Below are 22776 nucleotides of genomic sequence, written 5' to 3' on the forward strand. Positions count from 1 at the left end.
TATATCACTCGCTTATTTGCGGAACCTGAAGAACCAGCGATTCCTTGGGCCGTACATTAGCCATGCCCCTGCAGCGATAAGGAGCAACGCAATCACATAGATACCCCAGCCCCACATCAGTGCCAGGATAAGGAATAACAGCGTGAATACGCTAAGCGCAATAGCTATCAGCAGAATAGCTTTCTGCTTGGAAGAGCCGAAAATATAATACTCGTAAAGTCCTACGGCTATGCCGAACAGGAATAATGGCCATAGTACCTGCAAGACATCCCAGCCGAAAATGTTGAAAGAAATAAACAACAAAGCATATACAACCAACATACCGCCTGGAACCAGTGCAACAGCCGGCACAACCCTGCCGAAATACAGCACATGCAATAGCACGCCGGGTATCAGCACGAGCAGCGGCCAGAAGATGCTGCCTAGAAAGCTGAACAGTCCTAACTTGCCGAGCAGGATAATAATCCCGGCCAGTAGCAAAATAATCCCGGCGGAATATTTATTATTTGGCATAATTCCGCTCCTTACCCATCCTCCGCGCTGAATGACGAAAGACGACAATTTTTATCCTTTTTAGTTTATAGGAACTGCGGCAAAAATACCAGTACGTCGTTTAATTTTCATTTTCGTTTTTGCGATGCGATGGCAAGCGCAATAATGAACGGAATGCATAGAAGTGGAATCAGCTCTGACAAATCCTGCGATTGCTGAAAAAAAAGCTGATTCATTCCGGGGTCAGCAACCAGCATTTCGCCGGCAGCGTAGGCAAGCAGAGCAGATCCCGCATAGGACAATGCGGGGAAGCGGAGCAGCAGCGCACCTAGCAGCTGACTCCCCCATACGATCATAGGTATGCTTAGCGCAATACCCATCAGGATCAGCACAAGATCTCCTTCTGCAACGGCCGCTATGGCGAGCACATTGTCCAGGCTCATAATGAAATCCGCCGTAACAATCGTCCAGATGGCGCTTCTGATCGTGGAGCCGCTTTTAATGGAATGCTCCTCTCCCCTTCCGCCTGCTTCTGAAAGCAGCTTATAGGCGATGATGAGCAACAGGATCGAACCCGCCGCCTGCAAATATGGAATTTGGAGCAGCTGTAAGGCTACGACCGTCAATGCGCATCTTAAAGCGATCGCGACGAACGCTCCCCACCATATAGCCTTCTGTCGCTGGCGGGAAGGCAGCCGGCTACTGGCCATGGCGATCACGATCGCATTATCGCCGCTTAGCAATACATTAATTAAGACGATTTCGAAGAAAATAAGTGTACTGTCCATGGACAATCCCCCCTGTATCAGAGGTATGTCTATTCCAAGGGATATATGTCCAAAAATATAGCCCTATCTCCACGAAAGCCACTATTTCATGCAGACATCAATAAGCAGACTTTGGAAAGGAGGAAACAGCAGATGGATTTTTTCTCGGTCGAGTTTTTTACAGCACTCGCTACAATTGTCGTGATCGATTTGGTATTGGCCGGGGATAACGCAATTGTAATTGCACTGGCCGCCCGCAACCTGCCGAAGCAACAGCAGAAACAAGCCGTCATCTGGGGCACCGTGGGAGCCGTCGCGATTCGCGTCGTTGCGACGCTGCTCGTGGTACAACTGCTGAATGTACCATGGCTGCATCTCGCAGGAGGTTTGTTGCTTCTATGGATCGCATTTAAGCTGCTTGTTGAAGACAAGGATCATGGCGATATCAAGGCAGGCAATACGCTCGGACAATCCATCCGGACGATTATTATCGCTGACGCCGCAATGGGCATAGATAATGTCATCGCCGTTGCCGGGGCTGCACACGGTGATATGCTGCTCGTTGTACTGGGTCTTATCATCAGCGTTCCTGTAGTCGTATGGGGAAGCACTTTGTTCATTAAGCTGATCAATAGATACAAGTGGATCATCTATATCGGTTCAGCCGTGCTTGCTTTTACGGCTGCCAAGATGCTCACGCATGAGAAGGCATACGAAAGCTTCTTTATAACCAACAAGCTGTACTATTGGAGCTTCGTCATCGTGATCACGGTATTAACGGTATTGGCGGGCTACTTGGTCAACCGTTCGAAGCAACGGGCAACCCAACAAAGCGTCGGCTCCCAGTAAGGGACCGGCGCTTTTTGCTTTCTACATGATCAGAACCAATCTTCTTCTCCCGCCTGCACCTCATTCGGCGATTCAGTTGGATATACATGAATCACTTCTCTATCCCTGATGGCGATCATGATCATTTCCTCCATGCTGGCCAGGTTCCCTTCAACCCTCTCCACCACTTTCAAGTTTGGATTAGTGCTGGGCGACTTCGGCAGGAACAACGTGCAGCAATCCTCATAAGGAAGAATCGACGTCTCGTAAGTGCCGATCCGTTCTGCTAAGCGGATAATCTCGTTCTTATCCATCATAATAAGAGGCTTGAGCAGCGGAAGCTCCGTCGCTCGTCCAATGACGTTCATGCTGGCTAACGTCTGGCTGGCCACCTGCCCCAAGCTTTCGCCCGTAACCAATCCTCCCGCATTGATGTCTTCGGCAACGCCTTGCGCAATGCGAAGCATGGCACGGCGCATAAGCGTAATGGTCAGATGCTCTTGATTGCATCCTGCTATCGTCGTCTGAATGTCCGTGAACGATATAATATGCAGCCTCATGCGCGTAGCGCTGAAGAAGGTAAGTCGTTTGGCCAGCGAGACTACTTTGTCCTTTGCTTGCTCACTCGTGAAGGGATAGCTATGGAAGTGAATGGCTTCCAGCTCCAATCCTTTCCGCATGGCCATCCACCCTGCAACAGGAGAATCGATTCCGCCAGACAGAAGCAACAGCCCTTTGCCGTTGGAACCGAAAGGGAATCCTCCAGCAGCCGGTACGACTTCCCAATAAATATAAGCCGCTTCTTCTTGAATGTCGACGCGCAGCTCCAGTTCAGGATGTCTTACGTCAACGGACATTTCGGGGAAGGCGGGCAGCACATGCTGTGCGACCAGATGATTCATCTCCTGGGAATTATAGGCGAACTTTTTCCAGGCTCTGCGCACATTCATTTTGAACGTCTTCGGCACATGGTCCAGACTTTGCATCAGCTTCATCGCCGTGTTGCGAATAGCTTCCAGCTCAGGCTCCGTGCTGACCACCGGACTGACGGACACGATACCGAACAATTCCTTGAGTCGTTCGATGACCGGCCCGTGCGGATGGCCGTTTAGTTTCACGTACATCCGTCCGTATGTTTTCCAATAACTAGTATTTGGAAATGGAATAAGCGCTTGCTTGACCGCTTTCACCATCTTATTTTCGAATTGATTGCGATTCCGGCCTTTCATCGTCAAATCGCCATACCGCAATACGACCTGATCATATATCAATGTTGTCTGCTCCTCTCCAGCGGTTTCAATTGGGTCACAATGCTGCGCAGCGCTCTCGCCAACATATCGATGTCCTCTTCTCCATGCTCTTCTCCGAAGCTGATGCGAATGCCGCCCGACGCTTCCGCGTGCGAAGCGCCGATCGCCTCAAGCACCCGACTCGGCTTGTCCGACTTGGAGGAACATGCAGATCGCGTTGAGGCGATGATGCTCCTCTGCTCCAGCATATGGACGACGACCTCCGGCTTCATGCCAGGATAAGTGAAATGAACGATATGCGGAGCATATGGCGCACCGCCGGTAAGCTTCAGCTCCGGAATAGAAGCGATCTCCTCTCTGAGCTTTGCAGACAATCGGCTGAATTCGGCTGATCGTTTTGGCATGCCTTCGCAGGCCAGCCTTAGCGCCTTGGCAGAGGCAACGATACCAGGCACATTCTCCGTACCTGCCCTCATTCCAAGCTCGTGAGTACCGCCCGATATTTGCGGCTGAAGCGCCACGCCTTTGCGCACATACAAGTAGCCGACACCGCGAGGGCCACGCAGCTTGTGTGCAGATCCGCTCAGAAGATCCACTCCCCACTCCTCCAGCGGAAGAGCCATCTTGCCTAGACTCTGTACGGCATCGACATGAAGCAGTATTTTGGGATATGGCTTCAACAGCTTTGCGATCTCATGAACAGGCTGTACTGTGCCAATTTCATTGTTCACATGCATGACACTGACTAGAATCGTCTGATCTGTGATGGCTTGCTTCACGGCATCCGAGCATACATGACCGGTCTGGTTCACCGGTAAGTAAGTAATTTGGAAGCCTTCGCTTTCAAGCTGCTTGAGCGGCTCAATGACGGATGGATGCTCAATACTCGTTGTAATAATATGATTCCCTCTGCTGCGGTAACTTCTTGCGGCGCCTTTTAGTGCCAAATTATTGGATTCCGTTCCCCCGGATGTGAATAGCCAATTGCCATTTTTTGTGCCCGTCTGAGCGGCGACGAGCGCTCGCGATCGTTCAATAAGCTTAGATGCCTCTACCCCGGCAGCATGCAGCGAGGAGGGATTGGCATAAGCCTTTCGCATCACATCCGCCATTGTCTCGATAACTTCCTCGCGAGGCGGAGATGATGCGCAGTGATCGAAATAATACATTTTCCCCACGACGCCTCCTTTCCTAATATTTTTATTATGAATAGAAAAAGATCAACGGTGCGCCCTCGCATCACTTCTTCGAGCGAGCCGTGATCCTTCATCAGCTTTTTCCGCTATTCATTGTACATCTTTTTTTCCTTGCAGACCAGTCTCTTCTTTATCGGCATCATGATAGCAGCTAGGGTGCTAATGGATCTGAATAAGGTGTAAAGGGAAGGAATCGAGCGAGAATATCTTCTTTTGCCTTTGTAAAGGCTGCTGAAGGTGCCGCATAAACATTAACCGTCCCTAATCGCGGTTGTCATATGCTGTCAACGTCAGATATAGTAGATTAAAATAAAACTAAATCTTTATTACAAGGGGTAGTGAGAAACAGAAATGGACATTGGTCCCATATTTTTAAAGCTATTCATGATTGCTCTGCTTATTCTGTTAACAGCTTTCTTCGTCGCAACGGAATTTGCGATCGTTCGGCTTCGTGCGAGTCGTATTGACCAATTGGTGTTGGAAGGTCGCAAGAACGCGCTCGCCGTTCAGAAGGTTACTAGCAATCTGGATGCATACTTGTCGGCTTGTCAGTTGGGAATAACCATCACGGCGCTCGGCCTTGGTTTTCTCGGAGAACCGACAGTAGAAGTGCTGCTGTCTCCCGTTTTTGATGAATTTGGACTGAGCAGCACGGTTAGTCATGCTCTTTCCATCGGTATTGCATTCATCGTCATTACATTTTTGCACGTCGTCATCGGAGAGCTGGCTCCCAAAACATGGGCCATACAGAAAGCGGAATACATTTCCTTCTTGACGGCCAAGCCGATTATTTTCTTCCACGCCCTGTTGTACCCGTTCATCTGGCTGCTTAACGGTTCCGCGAACGGTCTGGTACGGATGTTCGGCCTGAAACCGGTCCAAGAGCATGAGGATGCGCATTCTGAGGAAGAAATTCAAATCATCTTGAACGAAAGCTACCAAAGCGGCAAAATCAACAATACAGAATACGGTTATGTGAGTCGTATCTTCGCATTCGACGAAATGTTGGCCAAAGAAATCATGGTTCCACGAACAGACATGATTTGTTTATATACAAATAATTCAGTGCAAGAAAATCTGGCGATTATTCGCGAGGAGCAGTATACCCGATTTCCAGTTGCTTCTGATGGCAAGGATAATATTGTCGGTATGATCAATACGAAGCAATTGTTCCTGGAATATGAAGCTGGCAAGCCCTTCGATTTCAAGAACCTGATTCACCCTGTTCTTAGCGTCTCGGAGGTTACTCCTGTCAAGACATTACTCAAGCGTATGCAGCAAGAACGCGTTCACATCGCGATACTTGTGGATGAATACGGCGGCACCTCCGGCCTGATTACGATCGAGGACATTCTGGAGGAGATCGTCGGCGAGATTCGGGACGAATTCGATACCGACGAACGCAAGGAAATCGAACAATTGGATCACAATTGCTACCTGCTTGACGGAAAGGTGTCACTCGACGAGTTGAGCGAGTTGACCAGCATCTCCATTCAAGAGGAGGATGTGGACACAGTTGGCGGTTGGCTGTATAGCAAGCTGCTTGAACCGAAGAAAGGCAGGGAGTTTCAATTCCAGCACTTGAAGTTCATTATTCGGGAAACGAGCAAAAACCGCATCCGAAAAATTGAAATGCAAATTTTGCAGCCTGAGCTTGAAGGCGAGACCGCTTAATCAACCGGCAGCATAACGACATAAGAAGCTTTCAGACTGCTTGTCCGCAGCGCTGAAGGCTTCTTTTTCACCTATTGTTTTTAGAAAATTTAAACTTCACTAAAATGCTTGCCAAGGTGAATAAGCTGTGGCATAATAACTCTTGTCTTCAGGAATACATGAAAACGCGCCGGTGTAGCTCAATTGGTAGAGCAACTGACTTGTAATCAGTAGGTTGGGGGTTCAAGTCCTCTCGCCGGCACCACCTTCATATTTGAGGAACAGACTGCTCTCTGCTGATGTTGACTTTCAGCGGGAGTTTTTTTGCGCGGAGGCATGGCACTTTACATATCGATAGAAAAATAAGTCCTTCCATGCATGAACAACGAACATAATTGCGTTCAAATCGCATGTCAGGACTTCGTTTGAAGGAACGATAGGAACTAATCCTCATGTTGATCCCATTTTTTAGAATATGCCTTCTTCGTAACCCACAGTGTCATCCACGTAACGATCACAATAATCAATACTGAGAAAATCCATACAGATACAGGAACATTGCCCATAGTCGCCCCTCCTTTCCTTTACGTATTATTCTACATGAATAAGCAGGTATGCATGCTGTGTATTTATAAACAAATTGAGACAATTGACCACTACATTGAAGAGGTGACACGATTATGGAACTCCATCTGGACTTACTGGACACCAAAATTGAATTCTATGAAGCGGAAACACTGAAAACGCTGGAAGACAAAATCCGATATGCGATCGACAACAACAAAGCCCTTATGCTGGATGTTCATGCAGTTCAGTATCAAACCGCGTTCCATCACCGAACGGAAAAAATGCATTTCAGCGCTGCCGTACATTTTAAACTAAAACGTTAATTCCAATCTGATTTCACGCATTTGCTTGCTCTACAGCTTTAATCTGTATTGATGTGGCGATATGCCCATCATTTTCTTGAACAGCTGAATGAAATAGGACGCATTGGACAACCCAACCATCTCACCTATACGCTCGATGGAGTAGTCGCTGGACTGCAACAGGCTACAAGCTTCCTGGATACGCCGAGCGCTCAAATATTCCGTCATACTGCTACCCGTCTCTTTGCGGAACATGCGCGACAGGTAGCTTTTCGACATATGCAGCTCGTCCGCCAGCACTTCGAGCTTGAAAGCTGTACTGTAGTTTTCCTCCAACCACTCCATCACCCGCTCTGAATAACGCAGTTTCTCCCCGCCTCTCTCTTCGTCGTCGACTTTAGGTCCGATTTTGCCTTGAATAAGCGACAACAGCCGTAGTAAATATATCGCCGATTGATCCCCCTTCGCGACTGCGGATGCTCCCGCAATTTGCGCTGAAAATTCCTGGCACGCTTGTTCCAACGCTACGATCCGATCACTCATATCGAACGTTTGCTCCTTAACAAGCCCTTTGCTAAGCCGCATAAAAAAATCTCTTACACTTGGAAAGACAGCTAGATAACTCTCCATATGGACAGCGTTAAAATGGAATACGCTTCGCTCATAAGGATGATCGTCATCGATATCGACATGAACACGATGCAACTGAAGGGGCTTGAAGAAAAACACTTTGCCGCCGCTTATCGGATAGGTTTGCTGGTTAACGACCACATTGCCCCGTCCTTGATGAATGACCAACAGTTCGTAACCCTGGTGCAAATGATAGTAGCCTTGAAACGGTTCGGTCGTCCGATTGCGATATACCCATTGAAAAGGAGAGTTATGATAGTTCAACTGCTCATAGTACAAATTCATCGACTGTCCTCCTACATAAGTCAACAGAACAACATTTTTAATCATTGTACAGCAACTTTTATCTCCTTAGGGGCTTTATAATGAAATTAATTCATTCCAAGGAGGATTGCAGTAATGATGAATAAAGCCTATAAACAAGAAATCATGAATCGCCTTGACGAGAAAGTAGAGCGCATGATGGCGCAAATCGGAGATAACTCGCCACATGCCGCAGGCAAGGACGGCAAATATGATAATATGCCGCACAGCTGGTGGACGTCCGGCTTCTGGCCGGGACTGTTATGGCTTATGCATGATGTGACGGGCAAGGACAGCTTCAAGGATGCCGCGTGGGACTGGGACAAGAAGCTGGCTGTCGGCTTTAGCCAATATCCGAATCCGATGCATCACGATGTCGGATTCCAATTCCTTCCAACGTCAGTTATCAAGCATGCCATTACTGGCGATGAGGATGGGCTGCGTATCGGACTTGAAGCGGCGAACTTCCTGGCCGGACGCTTCAACCCTGTCGGCAACTTCATTCGCGCCTGGAATCAGTGGGGCGAGAAAGACAACTCTGGCTGGGCGATTATCGATTGTCTCATGAACACGCCTCTCCTCTACTGGGCCAGCGACGTCACAGGCGATCCCCGCTACAAGCATATCGCTATGAAGCATACAGATTCCGTACTTGAATATGCCATTCGCGACGATGGCTCTGTCTGCCACATTCTGGCCTTCAATCCGGATACAGGCGAGTTCGTGGAGCAGATCGGCGGGCAAGGTTATTCCGGCACCTCCGCTTGGAGCCGCGGCAATTCCTGGGCGCTGCACGGACTGGCCGTTGCTTACCGCTATACAGGCGAGCAGCGTTATCTGGATGCCGCCAAGCGCATCGCCCATTATTTCATAGCCGCATTGCCGGATGACCATGTGCCGTATTGGGACTTCCGCTTGCCGTCACTGGATGGCGAGCCGCGCGACAGCTCCGCGGCGGCATGCGCCGCCTCCGGTCTGATCGAACTGGCGCAAGGCGTGCCTGCGGATGAGCAGCGCATGTATATGGCAGCCGCGGAACGAATTCTCTACTCGCTGAGCGAGAACTATGCCACGTGGGATAAGCCTGACCATCAAGGCATTCTGCTGGAAGCGACGGCACATAAGCCCGCGAACTCCCACATTAACGTGTCGCTCATATATGGCGACTACTACTTCGCAGAAGCGTTCGCCAAGCTGAACGGCTGGGAACGACGCATATTCTAAACGCATGACTGCGATGACAGGGCGGTGGGCGGTTCTTCCTTCCTTCCGCTCTGCCGTCGCTTTTGCCATGATTTGTCTTACCGCTTCGCGTCTATATCCTCTTTCACAATATCCAACAGCTGCTCCAGCCGCATGTTATCATTGCGCTTCTCGCCACGCCTGCGAACGGCAACACATCGCACCTCTTGCTTCTTCTATGCTACAATGAACCATATGGATACAACTGGATTGAAGGAGGCTCTCGAAATGAAACAACGTATTGAAAGCATTGTGGAGCAGCTGAAAAACCGATCTCCCCTGCCCGCTCTGACGCCAAAAAGCGTGTGGGACGCCAAGCTGGATGAAGAGATCGCCGCACTGGATACGTCCGCCCTTGGCGGCTCGAAAGCGGCCATCGCCTTGAAGGCCGCTCTGCATCTATGGAATGACAGCCTGGACGTGTCGCACTCGTATGCCCAACAGATCGAAGTTGATCCCACCGGCGGCTATTGGCACGGATTAATGCACCGGATGGAGCGGGATTACGGCAATGGGAACTACTGGTTCATGCGCGCCGGCAACCATCCTGTCAAAGCGCTGGTACAGCAGGCGGCGGCGGACTACTTGACTGGTATAGTTGGCCTTGATGCGCTGCCCGCGAACAAAGTGACCAAGGAACTGATTCGCTTCCGGGATGAATCGGGCTGGACGAGCGAAGCCTTCACCGATATCGTGAAGCTGCAGGAATCCGGCGGCGGGCTTCCGGAGACGAGAGAGATGCTGGAGCAGCTGCAGCATCTCGAGCTGAAGACACTATTCCGTCATACCTATGCGATGTGCTAATTATGCTTCTGGCAAGTCTAGCACCTGCTGTACCCGCAGCTGGCGCAATGCTTGCAGCCCTCAGTATTAAGAAGCGCCGCCGATCCGCATGAAGGACAGAGATCGCGTCCTTCCGCTTCGCTGGCTGTCGCAAGTTCGGAGGAGCCGTACCGCCATGACGCACCTTCGACCTGAGGAGCAGCCATTCCCTCGAATGCCGGCGCTTCTGACAGCTGCTCCATATGCTGCTCCAACGCCTTGGCGACGGCGTCCGCGATCGACTCTACCCGATTGGCTCCGAAGCCGATGGCGCCCGTACCGCCGATTCCCTTCAAATGCTTGATAAGCAACTCCACTTTATGACCATGATCGCCATAGCGGAGGAACAACGAGCATACGCGACCCAGCGCTTCCGCCATGGCGAACACATCGGAGCCCGCTTTACCTACATTAAGAAATATTTCGGCAGGCGTACCATCTAAATCGTTGATCGTAATATATGCCTTGCCGAACGGCGTATTGAGCTTGTATGTGGCCCCTCGCATCACCTGTGGCCTCTTCTTGTATGGCTTATCGTCAACGACCGTCTCTTCTTCTCCCCGGACGAGCGAAGGCAGAATCGCAATCCGCTCTTCTTCCATCCTGTCCAATTGTGGAAGTTCAGCCTCAGGCGCTCGTGGCTGCGCAGCAGACTCCGCAGCTCCGCCCTTCTCTTCGCCAGTCGACAGCACTTGCACATCCCTGCTCCCGTCGCGATAGATGGTCACTCCCTTGCAGCCCAGCTCGAAAGCGAGCTCATACAGCCGCTTCGTCTCTTCAATTGTGAAGTCAGACGGACAATTGGCGGTCTTGGAGATGGAGCTGTCTACCCATCGCTGAATGGCCGCTTGCGTCCGAATATGATCCTCCGCCGACAGCCCCATCGCCGTCACGAAGTAATCCGGAAGCTTCTCTCCGGGGTGCGCCTCCTTCCACTCTGCTGCGATCGGAACGTATTGTCTGTCGTATCCCAGTCGGCTCTGTCTGTAATATTGGAAGGCGAAGTACGGCTCGATACCGGTTGACGTGCCAACCATCGTGCCGGTGCTGCCTGTGGGGGCTTGCGTAATGACCGTTACGTTGCGCATCCCTCTCCTCCTGATCGCCTCGCCGACTTCCGGATAGGCGGCGACCAGCTCCTTCATGAAGCCGCTCTGCAAGTATTCCTCCACTTGGAAGGCCGGGAACGCCCCCTTCTCCTCAGCAAGCTCAGCGGACCCCAAATACGCTTCCTTCGTCATGAAGCCGTACAGCCGATCTAGGAACGCGAGCGATTCCGGACTGCCGTAGCGAATCCGAAGCTTGATCATGAGCTCAGCCAGCCCCATCGTACCCAGTCCGATCCTCCTCTCCCGCTTCTGGTTCGCCTCATTCTCCGGAAAGTGATACGGCGTACAGTCAATGACATTATCCAGAAAGCGCACCGACCAGCGGGTAACCTTCGCCAGCTCCTCCCAATCGACATCGTGCCGCTCGGCGTCGTAGAACTTTGACAAATTGATTGCGGACAAATTGCAGACGCCCCAGCCCGGCAAGCCCTGTTCGCCGCAAGGATTTGTACTTACAATGGGATTGAAATACCAGCTGTTGGACATATCATTGTAGCGATCCATGAACACGACGCCGGGCTCTGCCGACTTCCAGGCGGAGGCAATGATCCGGTCCCAAATCTCACGGGCACGCAGTTTCCGATAAGTGACGACACGCTTCCCCAGCTTGCGCCACGCACTGATATCGCCGCTCCACAGCTCATCGTATCCCTCTTCCTTCGTGTCGGGAAAGATAAGCTCCCATTCCAAGTCATGCTTCACCGCATTCATAAAAGCATTGCTCAGACATACGGACAAATTCGCATTCGTAATCAACCCCATCGTCTCTTTCACTGCGATAAAGCTTAGTACATCGGGATGCCAATCGTGCATCATAAGCATAAGTGCTCCTCGACGGCTTCCCCCCTGCTCGATCAGTCCTGTCGTATAACTGAACAAGCCACCCCAGGACACCGAGCCGCTGGAGGAACCATTCACACCCGCGACAGGCGCTCTGGCCGGCCTCAACGAAGACAGATTGATGCCAACTCCGCCGCCTCGCGCCATAATCTCGGTCATATCGGTCAACGTCTTCATAATGCCGCCACGGCTGTCGACCGGCGAAGGAAGCACATAGCAGTTGAAGAGCGTCAATTCGCCGTTCGCGCCGGCTCCTGCTGCAATTCGACCGCCGGGCACCAGCTTCCAGTCATCCAGCAAGTAACGGAATCGTTCTCTCCATAGCTCTTGTTCCTTACGCTCTCCTTCGCAGGATGCCAGCGACGCGGCGAGTCGGTCCCACATCTCGGCGGGTGTATTCTCGAGAGGCAATGTCACGCGGTCCAATGACGATTTCACTTCTTCTCCGCTTCTCAGCCGCAGAGTCAAGCTTTCGCCTTCTCGTGCTAACACCTCTCCCACTTCCTTAACAGGAAATTTGGGATCGTCCTTCACTAATGCTAGCACTGTATCGCCAGGCTTTACGTTTGCGGCATCAATGGCTTTTCTTGCATAGCGATCCAAAAATATTTTTTCACTTAATCCCTCAAGCGCTCCCATGACCACACGCTCCTCAATTAATGATTGTACTGGAGTGGATACAACAAGATCGACAAATTAACAACAATATGTAGAGATACTTAAGAGTATACCACACTATATATTGATTAGATCAATGAATTGCGGCAAAATTCAGAAACCTTCGTGGCTGTATTTCGACGTTATCATTTTTGTTCTGTTACCCTCTTTTTTCATTGCTCTCTTATTATTATTTACAACGAAGGCCATACTAATGACTAATTAATTCTCTATTGTCCACAAAGGAGCGTTCACATATGACGATCAATCAATCGACGGGGCAGGAGTCAACGGGAAGCGCCTCTTCCAAAGCCGTGCGCAAGCTCCACCCGTTAGTCGAGCTTCAATGCGACCAGACATGGTTCCAGGAGCTGCAGAACCGGATATCCCGCAACGGGCCATGGGATGATTGGACGCTCTATCAACTTGCGATGGAGGCCGAGGAAGCGAAGCGGGTTGAAAACTTCGAAGAGCTGCAATGCTTACGCACCCTGCCTGAATTCGAACCGATGCCCCATCAGATCAGCACCGCGAGCAAGGTGCTGCATGAAATGGGAGGTAGAGCCATTCTCGCAGATGAGGTGGGGCTAGGCAAAACGATAGAAGCGGGCCTCGTGCTCAAGGAATATATGGTGCGCGGTCTCGTCAAGCGCGCCCTCATTCTCGTTCCGGCTTCGCTGGTGCTACAGTGGGTGCGCGAGCTGAACAGCAAGTTCGGCATTTCGGCTGTCGCTCAAAAAAAGTCGCATACCTGGGGTTACGACATCGTCGTCGCTTCGATAGACACCGCGAAGCGGGAGCCTCATCGGGAGCTGGTGCTCGGCACGGACTACGATTTGATCATTATCGATGAAGCGCATAAGCTGAAGAACAAGAAGACGACCAACTACCAATTCGCCAATCTGCTCAGAAAGAAATACTGCTTGCTGCTGACAGCAACGCCGATACAGAACGATCTCGACGAGTTATTCAATCTCATTACGCTGCTGAAGCCGGGACAGCTTGGCGGACAGAGCGACTTCGCTGCCAACTTCGTCGTGGACAAGCGGCTGCCCAAAAACGAGGATCAGCTGCAGGAGGCACTCTCAGGCGTCATGATCCGCAATCGGCGAGGCGATGGAGGCATTCACTTCACAAAACGGTATGTGAAGAACATCCCGCTAGTATTGTCCCATGAAGAGAAAGCGCTGTACGATGCCGTCACCGGCTTCGTCAAGGAACGCTATGACGAGAGCAGTGGAGATCTCAGCAGCATGCTGTCGCTCGTAACGCTGCAGAGAGAAGTATGCAGCAGCCGGGATGCGGTCTTCCTGACGCTTGTTAATCTGTTCAAGAAATCTGCTGAAGATTCTCCGATTCGCCCCAAAATATGGGAACTGGTGGAGAAAATTCGAAGTATAACTGCCAATACGAAAGCCGAGAAAGCGCTCCAGCTTGTAAAGGAAATGAATGAAAAGGTCATTGTTTTCACAGAGTATCGTGCTACGCAGGAATATTTACTACAATTTTTCCGTTCACATGATATGATCGCCGTGCCTTACCGGGGCGGCATGAACCGGGGAAAGAAGGATTGGATGATGGATCTGTTCCGCGGGCGGGCTCAAGTACTCATTGCGACGGAAGCCGGCGGCGAGGGCATCAATCTGCAATTCTGTCACCATATGATCAATTTCGATCTGCCGTGGAATCCGATGCGGGTAGAGCAGCGTATCGGGCGAGTGCACCGGCTGGGACAGACCGAAGACGTGCGCATCTATAATTTGTGCACGCTGGGCACGATCGAAGAGCATATCGTCAACCTGCTCCATGAGAAAATCAATCTGTTCGAGCTGGTGATCGGCGAGTTGGACCATATATTGGAGAGATTCGAGAGCGGAGAAGCAACTGTGGAACAACGGCTGGCGAAAGCCTTGCTTCAAGCACAGACTGATAAGGAGCTGAACCGGGAACTGAATCAGATCGGCAGCTCCCTCAGTCAAATCCGCAACGATGTGAGCACGCGGCGCAATCCCTATGCACCAAGCCCTGATCCAATGATCAAGATGGACAAGCTTGGTGTATCGGTGGAGGTGAAAACATGAATGAGAAGCAGGTGCATAAATACGTTCAACGTTATCTGGAGGCGACCGGCTGCTCTATTCTGGAGAAGTCGCCTCATCACATTGCGGTCAAGCTGTCTCCTGATGCCGATCGGGAACTGACGAACAGGCCTTATTACTGGAGCTTCGTCGATCGAGTAGGAGCAGAGCCGGAGACAATGTCCTATCTGTTCGTCACTGACAGAAGCAAGTTCGACGCACAGGAGAAGGGAGCCGAAGCGGGCGGGGAACCTCCGCCCGATGCACGGACGGCGGCCGCGGATGCCGCATTGGGACGTTCCTTTGGCTTTCTCAATACCAGTATTGCAGGGCAGGCAAGAATGCCGAGGGAGGATCTCTACTTCGGATCGAGGAGGCTGGAGCAGTTGTTCCAGGCAGCACGCTCCGGAGGCAGCTACGTTTACTTATTCCAGGAACCCGACAAGCGAAGCGGACATCCCCTCCAGTCCACACCCTACACAGCATGGCTAGGGGTCAATATACGGGTAGAGTTCGCTTGCGACCGGAAGCGCGAGGAGATACACAGCTTCGGCGTATCTCTTGTGACGGGACATTGCGTCGAAGGCTTCCATGACCGCCTGCAAGCGTGTAAGCTAACGATGAAGCTGCCATCCAACATTCATATTGCCAAAAACGGTATTTCGTATAATCGGGCATTGGCGATTGTAGAGCAGACGCTGGAACGGAAGCTTCGCTCCTATGATTACAGCTGGGCGGAAGATGCCACTACCCGACTGAAAGACGAGCTGCAGCGCATCAGCGATTATTATGAACCGTTAGTAGAGCATGCGACAGAGGAGAATAAAGAAGCTATTCGCAATCAATACCGACAAAGAGAGGCAGAGATCAGATGGCAATTCGAGCCCCGGGTGACGGCATCTGCCATTAACTGCGGCATATTTCATCTGCCGGGCATTCATTAAGCCCATTAGACGGATTGCGCCAAAAAAAGGCCGCTCTTTGTCGGCATTTCCGCGACACGTTGCAACAACCTTCTTCCGCGTGCTGCATTACACTAATGGGGAGGTGATTGAAATGGCCAAGCCATGGATAAGATTGACAGCGGCAGGGATGCTGGCTGCTATGCTGTTATTGGCCTTCCAGCAGCCTGCATCCACATTCGGCTCGAGAAGCGGACAAGATGTTACTTCTCTGGAAGAGCGCGCGAGGACATGGGTGGATAGGCTTGCGGATAGCGGCACAGCATATGAGAATTGGCGTGAGTCTTCAATGCAAATAACGCCGCTTGGCCCTGGAACGCATAGCTGGCTTGTCGTGCTTACGAAGGATGAAGAAACTGTCGGCTACATGATCATTCATGCCGTTCCGGAAGGAGGATATGAACTGGGCGAGTACGGGTATGGCCCCTATCATCCCTTCCATGCCGCTTCCTTGCTGCTTATAGAGCAATATACAGGGCAGTCTCTGCCCAACGACATAGTCCAACCCTTATACATTCATCCGTTCCTTGCCTTATGGCAATGGAAGCTAGACAAGGAACCATTGTATGCCGATCCTGTGCATGGCGGTCTTCTGCCCATAACGAAGAAAGATGTAAAGAAGGCAACCGAGCTGGAATTAGACATGCCAATAAGACATGGGGTAACAAACCCTCATGCCTCATTGGCATCTCAGTTGGATTTGCCTTCTTTCCAGCCTTATGATCGGATGCCATGGCTGACCGAAGCGCCTATTCCATTGGAATCCGATGGCAGCTCTCTCCTTCAAGCCTTGCAAAACAAAAAACTGGAAGTCAGATACACAGCCGAACTGTATAGTGAATCGGTTCAATACGTTTGGTCTGTTATCGGATATGATTTATGGGAAGATCAAGTGCTCTATATCAAGCTTTACTCCGATCAGGAAGTGGAATTGGTCAGAATTATACCCTTCTATTCCCTTTCTAAAATCGGGCAATTTTATTCTTCATCATGATTTTTGCTCTTCCACCATAACAGCATACCGACCGGTCCCCAGCCGAACCATCTCGTCAGCCAAGGCTCTTTCGTCGCCTTGGCTGACGCTTTGGCTTGCTTGCGCTGTTCATGGGGAGTCTCTATGAATTGCACGAATTGTTCCGTCAAATATTTCACCAGGTCTCCCATCGCGCTCCTCCTCCTTCGCCTTCGACGCTTTACCACTATCATTCCCTCTTCGGACGTCAATTAATCATGTATGAGCAGCTGTCAAATAAGCCACGCTAAAGATTACAGCTTCTCCAATTTAATTCAACGTTCGGAGGCATCTATAATGTCAATTCAATTCATAAACAGACTGTTGATCGGTTTCACGACAGCCGGTTTACTCATCATGAACATGTACACGGCATCGGCTAGCACATATTCCGGTACGGTCGCGGTGAAAGAGGAACCGAAGGTAGCCGCAGAGCAGCAATGGACGCTGCCTCATCCGGTCATCCTGATCGACGTCGGTCACGGCGGAATAGATGGCGGCACTTCGCAAGGCGATATACGGGAGAAGGACATTAATCTTGCAATCGCACGAAAGCTGTATGTCCTCCTGCGCAGCGAAGGCATTCCGGCCGCCATGAATCGAACCGGAGACTATGCTCTAAGCGATGACAATCGTTGGCATCATAGCCGTTCAAGACATTTTAAAGACTTAACGCAACGGCGGCAGCTGTCGGAGGAGATGGACAGCCGACTGTTCATCAGCTTGCATGTCAACTGGGGACGGAACCGCTCTGTTCGCGGTCCCGTCGTACTTCATCAGCCTACGGGAGAGAGCGCGCTGCTAGCCTTCTGTCTGCAGAATGCGCTCAACAGGCAGCAGAATGCGAACAAGCTTCCTATAACAGGAGGTACATTCTACTTGTTGAATAAGGTCGAGCAACCCGCCGTCATTGTTGAGATGGGCTTCATAAGCAATCCTGTCGACGTCAATATGCTCACAAGTTCCGCCGGTCAACTCCAGATAGCCAAGGCGATCGTCTCAGGAATCAGACAGTATCAATGGGTTGCCCAATAACGTCTGCACCATATCGGAAAGCTTGACGAATTGCGCATCGAAGCGGGGAATCGACTGTTTCAGCACGACTGCCGTTTTTTTCCCGGGTGGCCCTACATGTCCGATGGATATGCAATTGGGCTTCGTATGCAGAAGCTTACTCAATTGCGATACTTGCTTCGCGATATGCTGCTCCGTGTAGACATCGTCCAGGAAGAGGTCATTGGACAGCAGAGGCACACCGAGCTCCTCCGCTATTTTCGGCACGACTGTCTTGGAAGTCGTTCTGCTATCCAGGAAGAATAAGCCTCGCTCTTTGCATACCGTCAATATGATCCGCATCATCCGCTCGTCCGCCGTTACTTTGGAACCCATATGATTATTCATCCCGGTGGCATGAGGCACATTCGCTATTGCCTCCTCCACCCGCTTGCGGACTTCTTCGTCGCTCAGATCTGTCGTCAATGCTCCGGGACCGAGCCAGCTCTTCTTCCCCTTATTGGGCTCCATAGGCATATGTACGATGACATCGTGTCCCAGCCTGTGCGCCTCTTCGGCATCCTGCTTCGTCGTAGGCATGAAAGGCATAACTGCTACGGTGATATGGACAGGCAGCTTCAGCATCTCCTCTGTTCCGTTCATGCCATTCCCGAAGTCGTCAATGACAACGGCGACTGTTCGAGGACGCTCATCCTTCTCCGCCAGCATAGGGCCAGCATTCGTTGTTCCTGCGAACAGACATGCGATTACCATCTGTAGCGCCAATACGACTATGATGTACCTCTTCTTCTTTCCTATCCACATATTCATAATATGATCATCACATCCCGCCATTCATTATTTCTAGCAACACATCCAGAATCGTGCCACATCGTTTATCATTCCCGCCGCTTACCTATTTATGAAGTTGATTTCATTTTGGCTCTATCTTCGTCAAATTGGCGGAAAATTTAAACTTTAAAGAAGTGATTGACGCTATCCTATGGGCCGTGCTAATATAAAATTCGTCACTTCAATATGCGGTCGTGGCGGAATTGGCAGACGCGCTAGATTCAGGTTCTAGTGTCAGCAATGACGTGGAGGTTCGAGTCCTCTCGACCGCACCAACTTACAGAACGATCGGCTCCAGATTTGCCTTAAGGCAGCTCTGGAGCTTTTTTCATGCATAGAGAAGCCACTTCCCTCGGAAGTGGCTTCGTTCATTTCTATAAAGGGCAGAATACCTATTGATTAATAAACTTCTCGAACACGTCGCCGAAATCCTTCACATGATATTCCGCATACTTCGATTTCATCCATTCATAGCTGGAGGCATTGATTATATTGAACTGCTCGGCGAGATTTACGCTTCCGCCGACGGATGATTGATTTTCTACAATCCCTTTTGCCATCTCCAGACTTACTTTGGAGAAGTGATGCATCTCTGCGTTATGTGATTTGATATCCGATATTTTCAGAAGCGCCTTGTACAGATCCTTCACTTGCTCTATCTGATTTTTGTCTACGTCGATTGAGAAGCTTGTACTGCCAATAACGAATTTGATTTCCACATCCAGATCGACGCGTCCTGCCGTCTCCAAGTAGACGTTGGAGATATCGTTCCTACCGTAGCTATAACGCTTCAGCACACGCTTGCTGCTGACTGCGCTCTCGCCGTCAAGATGAATGAGAGCCAGATTCGTGAAGCAATATTCGTCTTTTTTGGATTTAATAATGAAGTAAATGCGTTCGCCTTCCTCGTGCAGCACATAATCGTCTGAATCGACTTTGTCGAAATCCTTTCGGTCGATTACTTTGCCAATGTCGCTCAAGCCAAGCGCATCGGATGCGATTTTTTTAAACAATACGGTCACCTTCTCTCCCATTATTTGCTTCCAGTGTCTAGTATATCAATAATGGTTCCAATACGGCAATCGACCAATTGCTTGGTAATCATAACAATAAGCTTGACTCCCTTAATAATAATGTGGTATATTATTTCTCGTACGATAAATTAACATGCGGTCGTGGCGGAATTGGCAGACGCGCTAGATTCAGGTTCTAGTGTCAGCAATGACGTGGAGGTTCGAGTCCTCTCGACCGCACCATACTTTTCAATTAACCCTTCAGAATGAAGGTTTTTTTATTTGTCGATCTCGGCAAGAACGGAACGAGACGAGCGATATTATATGATTTCAACAGAAAACAGAAAAAACGTTCTCAGGAGAAATGTCATCTCATGAGAACGTTTTTTTCTTCTAGTCGAACAAATCGCCAAAAACGTCGAGCACCGTTTTCTTCTTCTTATACGGACGGCCATATTTATCGTAACCATACTTGCTATGTCCATGTCCATATCCGTAGCCTTGTTGTTGGCCATATTGTCCCGAGCTCGGGTAACCGCTTTGAGACGGAGGAGAATTCTGATAACCAGGCGCTCCCGCAGCTCCTCCGAAGCCGCCCTGCGGCTGCTGATTGTACTGTCCGCCATATCCGCCGGAAGACGGATAATGGCCAGCTGCCGGCGGTTGCGGCGCACCGGCAGGCGGTGCCGGTCGAGAAGACTGGTCGCCCATACCGCCAGTTGGGCCTTCATGCATTTGCTGCTCCATACGTTCATATTCCTGCCGCACTTCATGAACACCTTGCAGCAGCTTCTCCAGCTCGCCGCGATCCAGCCACACGCCCTTGCAATCGGGACATACATCAATCAGCACGTTATCCTTCTCCACTTCTCTCATCCGCACATCGTTACATACCGGACACTTCATTCCTACTCACTCCTTCATATTGATGCATCATGACGACGGGAACAATCCGTCAGGAAGCACTCTATCCTGTGCTGCAGACATATAATAATAAGAACGGCTCAGCTTGACGACTCTGCGGCTCGGTTTGCGTAGTATAACTGTGGCATTGTCCCATGCTACGACAATACCGAAGACATCGTTAGCCTCTATATCGTCTCGTACGACTCTAATTTTCTCGCCGCTCTGTCGGTAAGCATCCAGTTGCTGCTCGGATACTGCCATCTTCCCTACCTCCAATATGTACAACCTTTATGAAGAGGGGTCTCAATGAAGAATATGCTGTTCATTGAGACCCCTTGTATTGCTCATTGGCGCATGTTAGCCGACATGTTCTCTGGAATCATTCTTCTCGAACCACTCGTCCAATACACGCGAAGACATGACACGCTTTGCAATATAATGGCTTTGCTTGTCGGTGAACTGCTTCTTCCATTCAACGGATAGCTCATCGCAAAGCTTCACAATGGTAAGCAGCTCAGACCAAGCTACGTATCTTTTGTACCAAAAAAACTGAGGATGCTCCACCATATAGGGATACAAATCATCAAATTCCGTATGCTTGCAGTCCAGCGCTCGCTCGAAATGAGTTTTGGCATCGGCAAGTTTTCCAATCAAAAAATCCGCAGACATCGTTCCCATTGTTCCTGCCTCCCCTCAATCACTTCATTACCATTATATGCGATATTGCTCCTTCGGGAAAGGGAAGTTACTCTGGTACTTCTTACTTGAACGTAATTTCCCCATTATCCAGAGAAGCGATTTGCACAAGAGACTCCACTCTTATGCCCTGTTCGCGCAATAGCTTGCCCCCTGCCTGGAACGCCTTCTCCACGACGATACCTATTCCCGCCAGCGTTGCGCCTGAACGCTCGATAATTCGAATTAATCCGCGCGCAGCGTCGCCATTGGCGATAATATCGTCTATGAACAGAATACGATCTTCTTTTGATAAAAACGGCTTGGATATCATAATATCGGTTACTATACCCTTCGTGAAAGAAGGAACCCTTTCACAATAAACATCAGGATCCGCGATGAGTGTTTTTTTGCGTCTGGCGAATACGAGTGGCACTCCCAGCACGTATGCAGTCGTGAACGCTGCCGGTATGCCCGACGATTCTACGGTGACAACTTTGGTAATTCCGTCTTCCGCATATCTATTGGCGAACTCATGACCCATTTCCATCGTAAGCGCTGGATCAACCTGTTGGTTAATAATCGCATCCATACGCAATACATCATTTGAAAGCACGGACGATTGTTCCATTATACGCTGCTTTAATTTTTCCATCCTACATGACCTCCGCCAAAATGCCTTTTCGTTACATATTAATGAAAACCATCATATATTTCAACATCTCTTTCTGAAAAAAAGCAACCTTATCCGCTCTTGTTGCGTTTAATTGTATAGAACATCATAATGGAGGCAATAGGATGAAGAGAATAAAGGGAAACAGAAGCACCCGCATGACGCAATGGGTTGCCGCGTCCACTCTGGCCATACTGTTGTCGGGCTGTCAAATGACGGAACAAGCGAACATTAACAATCATAATAATAATGCCAATGTCAAGGACGAGCAGCGGGACACAACAAAAAATGGCCCCCAAAATACATATTTGAATGATTCCACCTTCGTCGCGAATGCGGGAAATAATAAGGAGCAAGCCATTGAACCGAAGAGTGCCCTGGAAGCCTCTTCCGCCAAGAACGGCAGTGCCAGTCTGGAGGAATCCAGAGAGGATGAAAAGCAAGACAGTTGGAGCTCGGAGCTGCCCAGGCTGCATGGCATCTCCATCGGAGACAGTAGTGAAACGATCGTCGATCAGTACGGACAGGAGAAGGACAGCTATAAGCTGGAGGAGAAATCAGGGAGCCTTCATATACTGGAATACGATGGCTTCTCTGTCGGCTTCGACGATAAACAGTTCGTGCAATTCGTAGAAGTATACGACAGCAGCATCCAACCGGGACTTATGGACGTGAAGGTGGGGGATAAATCGGAGAAGGTGCTGGAACAGCTAGGCCAACCAGACAAGCATACCGACTATCAGCTTGCTTATGAGGGTAGGGGTGCCATGCTTAAGCTGGACATTGACCCCAAAAACAATGAAGTCGTATCCATGAAACTGTTCAGGATAAGCTAATTAATCCATGCCATATTTTACTGGCTGCCAGGCAGTCTGTCGAGAATTTTTTCTCTGCAGACTGTCTTTTTCTTGTTTTGAAAGTACTCTTATGTCGGAATTGTTAGCTTCGATTTGT

Annotated in this window: 22 protein-coding genes, 3 tRNA genes and 1 pseudogene; 13 read left to right on the plus strand and 13 right to left on the minus strand. The window is 50.1% G+C overall.

Translation table 11 applies throughout. The features are described 5' to 3' along the window. Positions 1 to 12: 12 nt before the first annotated feature. Together ACFQ2I_RS22770 and ACFQ2I_RS22775 are read right to left on the minus strand one after the other, a co-directional pair. On the minus strand, positions 13 to 513 hold the full coding sequence (locus ACFQ2I_RS22770; protein ID WP_377568476.1) for a hypothetical protein: 501 nt from the start codon (positions 511 to 513) through the stop codon (positions 13 to 15). A 107-nt stretch (positions 514 to 620) separates the two neighbouring features. Then, positions 621 to 1280, minus strand: a complete 660-nt coding sequence (locus ACFQ2I_RS22775) for a TerC family protein (protein ID WP_377568479.1) — start codon at positions 1278 to 1280, stop codon at positions 621 to 623. Between the two features lie 132 nt (positions 1281 to 1412). On the opposite strand from ACFQ2I_RS22775, the gene ACFQ2I_RS22780 reads away from it, so the two are divergent. Then, complete coding sequence (locus tag ACFQ2I_RS22780; protein WP_377568481.1) at positions 1413 to 2108, plus strand: TerC family protein; 696 nt, start codon at positions 1413 to 1415, stop codon at positions 2106 to 2108. 29 nt (positions 2109 to 2137) lie between these two features. Here the strand turns inward: ACFQ2I_RS22780 and thiI are convergent, their stop codons facing one another. Together thiI and ACFQ2I_RS22790 are read right to left on the minus strand one after the other, a co-directional pair. After that, entirely contained in the window at positions 2138 to 3358 is a 1221-nt protein-coding gene (gene thiI, locus ACFQ2I_RS22785) for a tRNA uracil 4-sulfurtransferase ThiI (RefSeq protein ID WP_377568484.1), read from the minus strand. Continuing rightward, on the minus strand, positions 3355 to 4506 hold the full coding sequence (locus ACFQ2I_RS22790; protein ID WP_377568672.1) for a cysteine desulfurase family protein: 1152 nt from the start codon (positions 4504 to 4506) through the stop codon (positions 3355 to 3357). Before ACFQ2I_RS22790 ends, thiI begins: the two co-directional genes overlap by 4 nt. A gap of 378 nt (positions 4507 to 4884) precedes the next feature. Here ACFQ2I_RS22790 and ACFQ2I_RS22795 point away from each other — a divergent pair, with 378 nt between their 5' ends. The 3 genes from ACFQ2I_RS22795 to ACFQ2I_RS22805 all read left to right on the plus strand — a co-directional run bounded on the left by ACFQ2I_RS22795 (position 4885) and on the right by ACFQ2I_RS22805 (position 7076). Next, positions 4885 to 6207, plus strand: coding sequence for a hemolysin family protein (locus tag ACFQ2I_RS22795; RefSeq protein WP_377568486.1), 1323 nt, complete (start codon positions 4885 to 4887; stop codon positions 6205 to 6207). A 168-nt stretch (positions 6208 to 6375) separates the two neighbouring features. Then, positions 6376 to 6451 (plus strand) — tRNA-Thr (locus ACFQ2I_RS22800). A 415-nt stretch (positions 6452 to 6866) separates the two neighbouring features. Beyond that, positions 6867 to 7076, plus strand: coding sequence for a DUF2536 family protein (locus ACFQ2I_RS22805; protein WP_377568489.1), 210 nt, complete (start codon positions 6867 to 6869; stop codon positions 7074 to 7076). A 30-nt stretch (positions 7077 to 7106) separates the two neighbouring features. Here the strand turns inward: ACFQ2I_RS22805 and ACFQ2I_RS22810 are convergent, their stop codons facing one another. After that, complete coding sequence (locus tag ACFQ2I_RS22810) at positions 7107 to 7970, minus strand: AraC family transcriptional regulator (protein ID WP_377568492.1); 864 nt, start codon at positions 7968 to 7970, stop codon at positions 7107 to 7109. A gap of 114 nt (positions 7971 to 8084) precedes the next feature. On the opposite strand from ACFQ2I_RS22810, the gene ACFQ2I_RS22815 reads away from it, so the two are divergent. Together ACFQ2I_RS22815 and ACFQ2I_RS22820 are read left to right on the plus strand one after the other, a co-directional pair. After that, the gene (locus ACFQ2I_RS22815) at positions 8085 to 9212 is read left to right on the plus strand and encodes a glycoside hydrolase family 88 protein (protein WP_377568495.1); all 1128 of its coding nucleotides are present in this window, start codon (positions 8085 to 8087) and stop codon (positions 9210 to 9212) included. A gap of 246 nt (positions 9213 to 9458) precedes the next feature. Beyond that, complete coding sequence (locus tag ACFQ2I_RS22820; RefSeq protein WP_377568498.1) at positions 9459 to 10034, plus strand: hypothetical protein; 576 nt, start codon at positions 9459 to 9461, stop codon at positions 10032 to 10034. Between the two features lie 17 nt (positions 10035 to 10051). Here the strand turns inward: ACFQ2I_RS22820 and ACFQ2I_RS22825 are convergent, their stop codons facing one another. Then, the gene (locus tag ACFQ2I_RS22825) at positions 10052 to 12640 is read right to left on the minus strand and encodes an adenosylcobalamin-dependent ribonucleoside-diphosphate reductase (protein ID WP_377568500.1); all 2589 of its coding nucleotides are present in this window, start codon (positions 12638 to 12640) and stop codon (positions 10052 to 10054) included. A 275-nt stretch (positions 12641 to 12915) separates the two neighbouring features. On the opposite strand from ACFQ2I_RS22825, the gene ACFQ2I_RS22830 reads away from it, so the two are divergent. From ACFQ2I_RS22830 to ACFQ2I_RS22840, 3 genes are all read left to right on the plus strand, one after another. Further along, the gene (locus ACFQ2I_RS22830) at positions 12916 to 14739 is read left to right on the plus strand and encodes a DEAD/DEAH box helicase (protein WP_377568503.1); all 1824 of its coding nucleotides are present in this window, start codon (positions 12916 to 12918) and stop codon (positions 14737 to 14739) included. Continuing rightward, the gene (locus ACFQ2I_RS22835; protein WP_377568506.1) at positions 14736 to 15680 is read left to right on the plus strand and encodes a YqhG family protein; all 945 of its coding nucleotides are present in this window, start codon (positions 14736 to 14738) and stop codon (positions 15678 to 15680) included. The genes ACFQ2I_RS22830 and ACFQ2I_RS22835 overlap by 4 nt, the downstream gene beginning before the upstream one ends. 112 nt (positions 15681 to 15792) lie before the next feature. Next, entirely contained in the window at positions 15793 to 16692 is a 900-nt protein-coding gene (locus ACFQ2I_RS22840; protein ID WP_377568508.1) for a hypothetical protein, read from the plus strand. On the opposite strand, the gene ACFQ2I_RS22845 is transcribed toward ACFQ2I_RS22840, so the two are convergent. Continuing rightward, entirely contained in the window at positions 16677 to 16862 is a 186-nt protein-coding gene (locus ACFQ2I_RS22845; protein ID WP_377568510.1) for a YqzE family protein, read from the minus strand. The two genes, ACFQ2I_RS22840 and ACFQ2I_RS22845, sit on opposite strands and share 16 nt — an antisense overlap. Before the next feature lie 145 nt (positions 16863 to 17007). Between ACFQ2I_RS22845 and ACFQ2I_RS22850 the strand changes: the two genes are divergently transcribed. Next, complete coding sequence (locus ACFQ2I_RS22850) at positions 17008 to 17745, plus strand: N-acetylmuramoyl-L-alanine amidase family protein (RefSeq protein WP_377568513.1); 738 nt, start codon at positions 17008 to 17010, stop codon at positions 17743 to 17745. On the opposite strand, the gene ACFQ2I_RS22855 is transcribed toward ACFQ2I_RS22850, so the two are convergent. After that, positions 17710 to 18534, minus strand: a complete 825-nt coding sequence (locus ACFQ2I_RS22855) for a divergent polysaccharide deacetylase family protein (protein WP_377568516.1) — start codon at positions 18532 to 18534, stop codon at positions 17710 to 17712. The genes ACFQ2I_RS22850 and ACFQ2I_RS22855 overlap by 36 nt on opposite strands. 209 nt (positions 18535 to 18743) lie before the next feature. On the opposite strand from ACFQ2I_RS22855, the gene ACFQ2I_RS22860 reads away from it, so the two are divergent. Next, positions 18744 to 18830, plus strand: a tRNA-Leu gene (locus ACFQ2I_RS22860). A 117-nt stretch (positions 18831 to 18947) separates the two neighbouring features. Here ACFQ2I_RS22860 and ACFQ2I_RS22865 read toward each other — a convergent pair. Further along, entirely contained in the window at positions 18948 to 19568 is a 621-nt protein-coding gene (locus ACFQ2I_RS22865) for a PH domain-containing protein (RefSeq protein ID WP_377568675.1), read from the minus strand. A gap of 156 nt (positions 19569 to 19724) precedes the next feature. Between ACFQ2I_RS22865 and ACFQ2I_RS22870 the strand changes: the two genes are divergently transcribed. Further along, positions 19725 to 19811 (plus strand) — tRNA-Leu (locus ACFQ2I_RS22870). A gap of 519 nt (positions 19812 to 20330) precedes the next feature. On the opposite strand, the pseudogene ACFQ2I_RS22875 reads toward ACFQ2I_RS22870, so the two are convergent. The 4 genes and pseudogenes from ACFQ2I_RS22875 to ACFQ2I_RS22890 all read right to left on the minus strand — a co-directional run. Next, positions 20331 to 20474: pseudogene (locus ACFQ2I_RS22875) on the minus strand (TFIIB-type zinc ribbon-containing protein); the annotation flags it as partial. Positions 20475 to 20501: 27 nt separating this feature from the next. Continuing rightward, complete coding sequence (locus ACFQ2I_RS22880; RefSeq protein ID WP_377568519.1) at positions 20502 to 20735, minus strand: hypothetical protein; 234 nt, start codon at positions 20733 to 20735, stop codon at positions 20502 to 20504. Between the two features lie 96 nt (positions 20736 to 20831). Beyond that, positions 20832 to 21152: a hypothetical protein gene (locus ACFQ2I_RS22885; RefSeq protein ID WP_377568522.1), complete on the minus strand. Its 321-nt coding sequence runs from the start codon at positions 21150 to 21152 to the stop codon at positions 20832 to 20834. 82 nt (positions 21153 to 21234) lie between these two features. Next, positions 21235 to 21804: a xanthine phosphoribosyltransferase gene (locus ACFQ2I_RS22890; protein WP_377568524.1), complete on the minus strand. Its 570-nt coding sequence runs from the start codon at positions 21802 to 21804 to the stop codon at positions 21235 to 21237. 143 nt (positions 21805 to 21947) lie between these two features. On the opposite strand from ACFQ2I_RS22890, the gene ACFQ2I_RS22895 reads away from it, so the two are divergent. Next, positions 21948 to 22658, plus strand: coding sequence for a hypothetical protein (locus tag ACFQ2I_RS22895; RefSeq protein WP_377568527.1), 711 nt, complete (start codon positions 21948 to 21950; stop codon positions 22656 to 22658). Positions 22659 to 22776 lie beyond the last annotated feature (118 nt).

It is taken from the genome of Paenibacillus chungangensis (assembly GCF_042675905.1).
In the GTDB taxonomy this organism is placed as follows: Bacteria; Bacillota; Bacilli; order Paenibacillales; family Paenibacillaceae; genus Pristimantibacillus; species Pristimantibacillus chungangensis.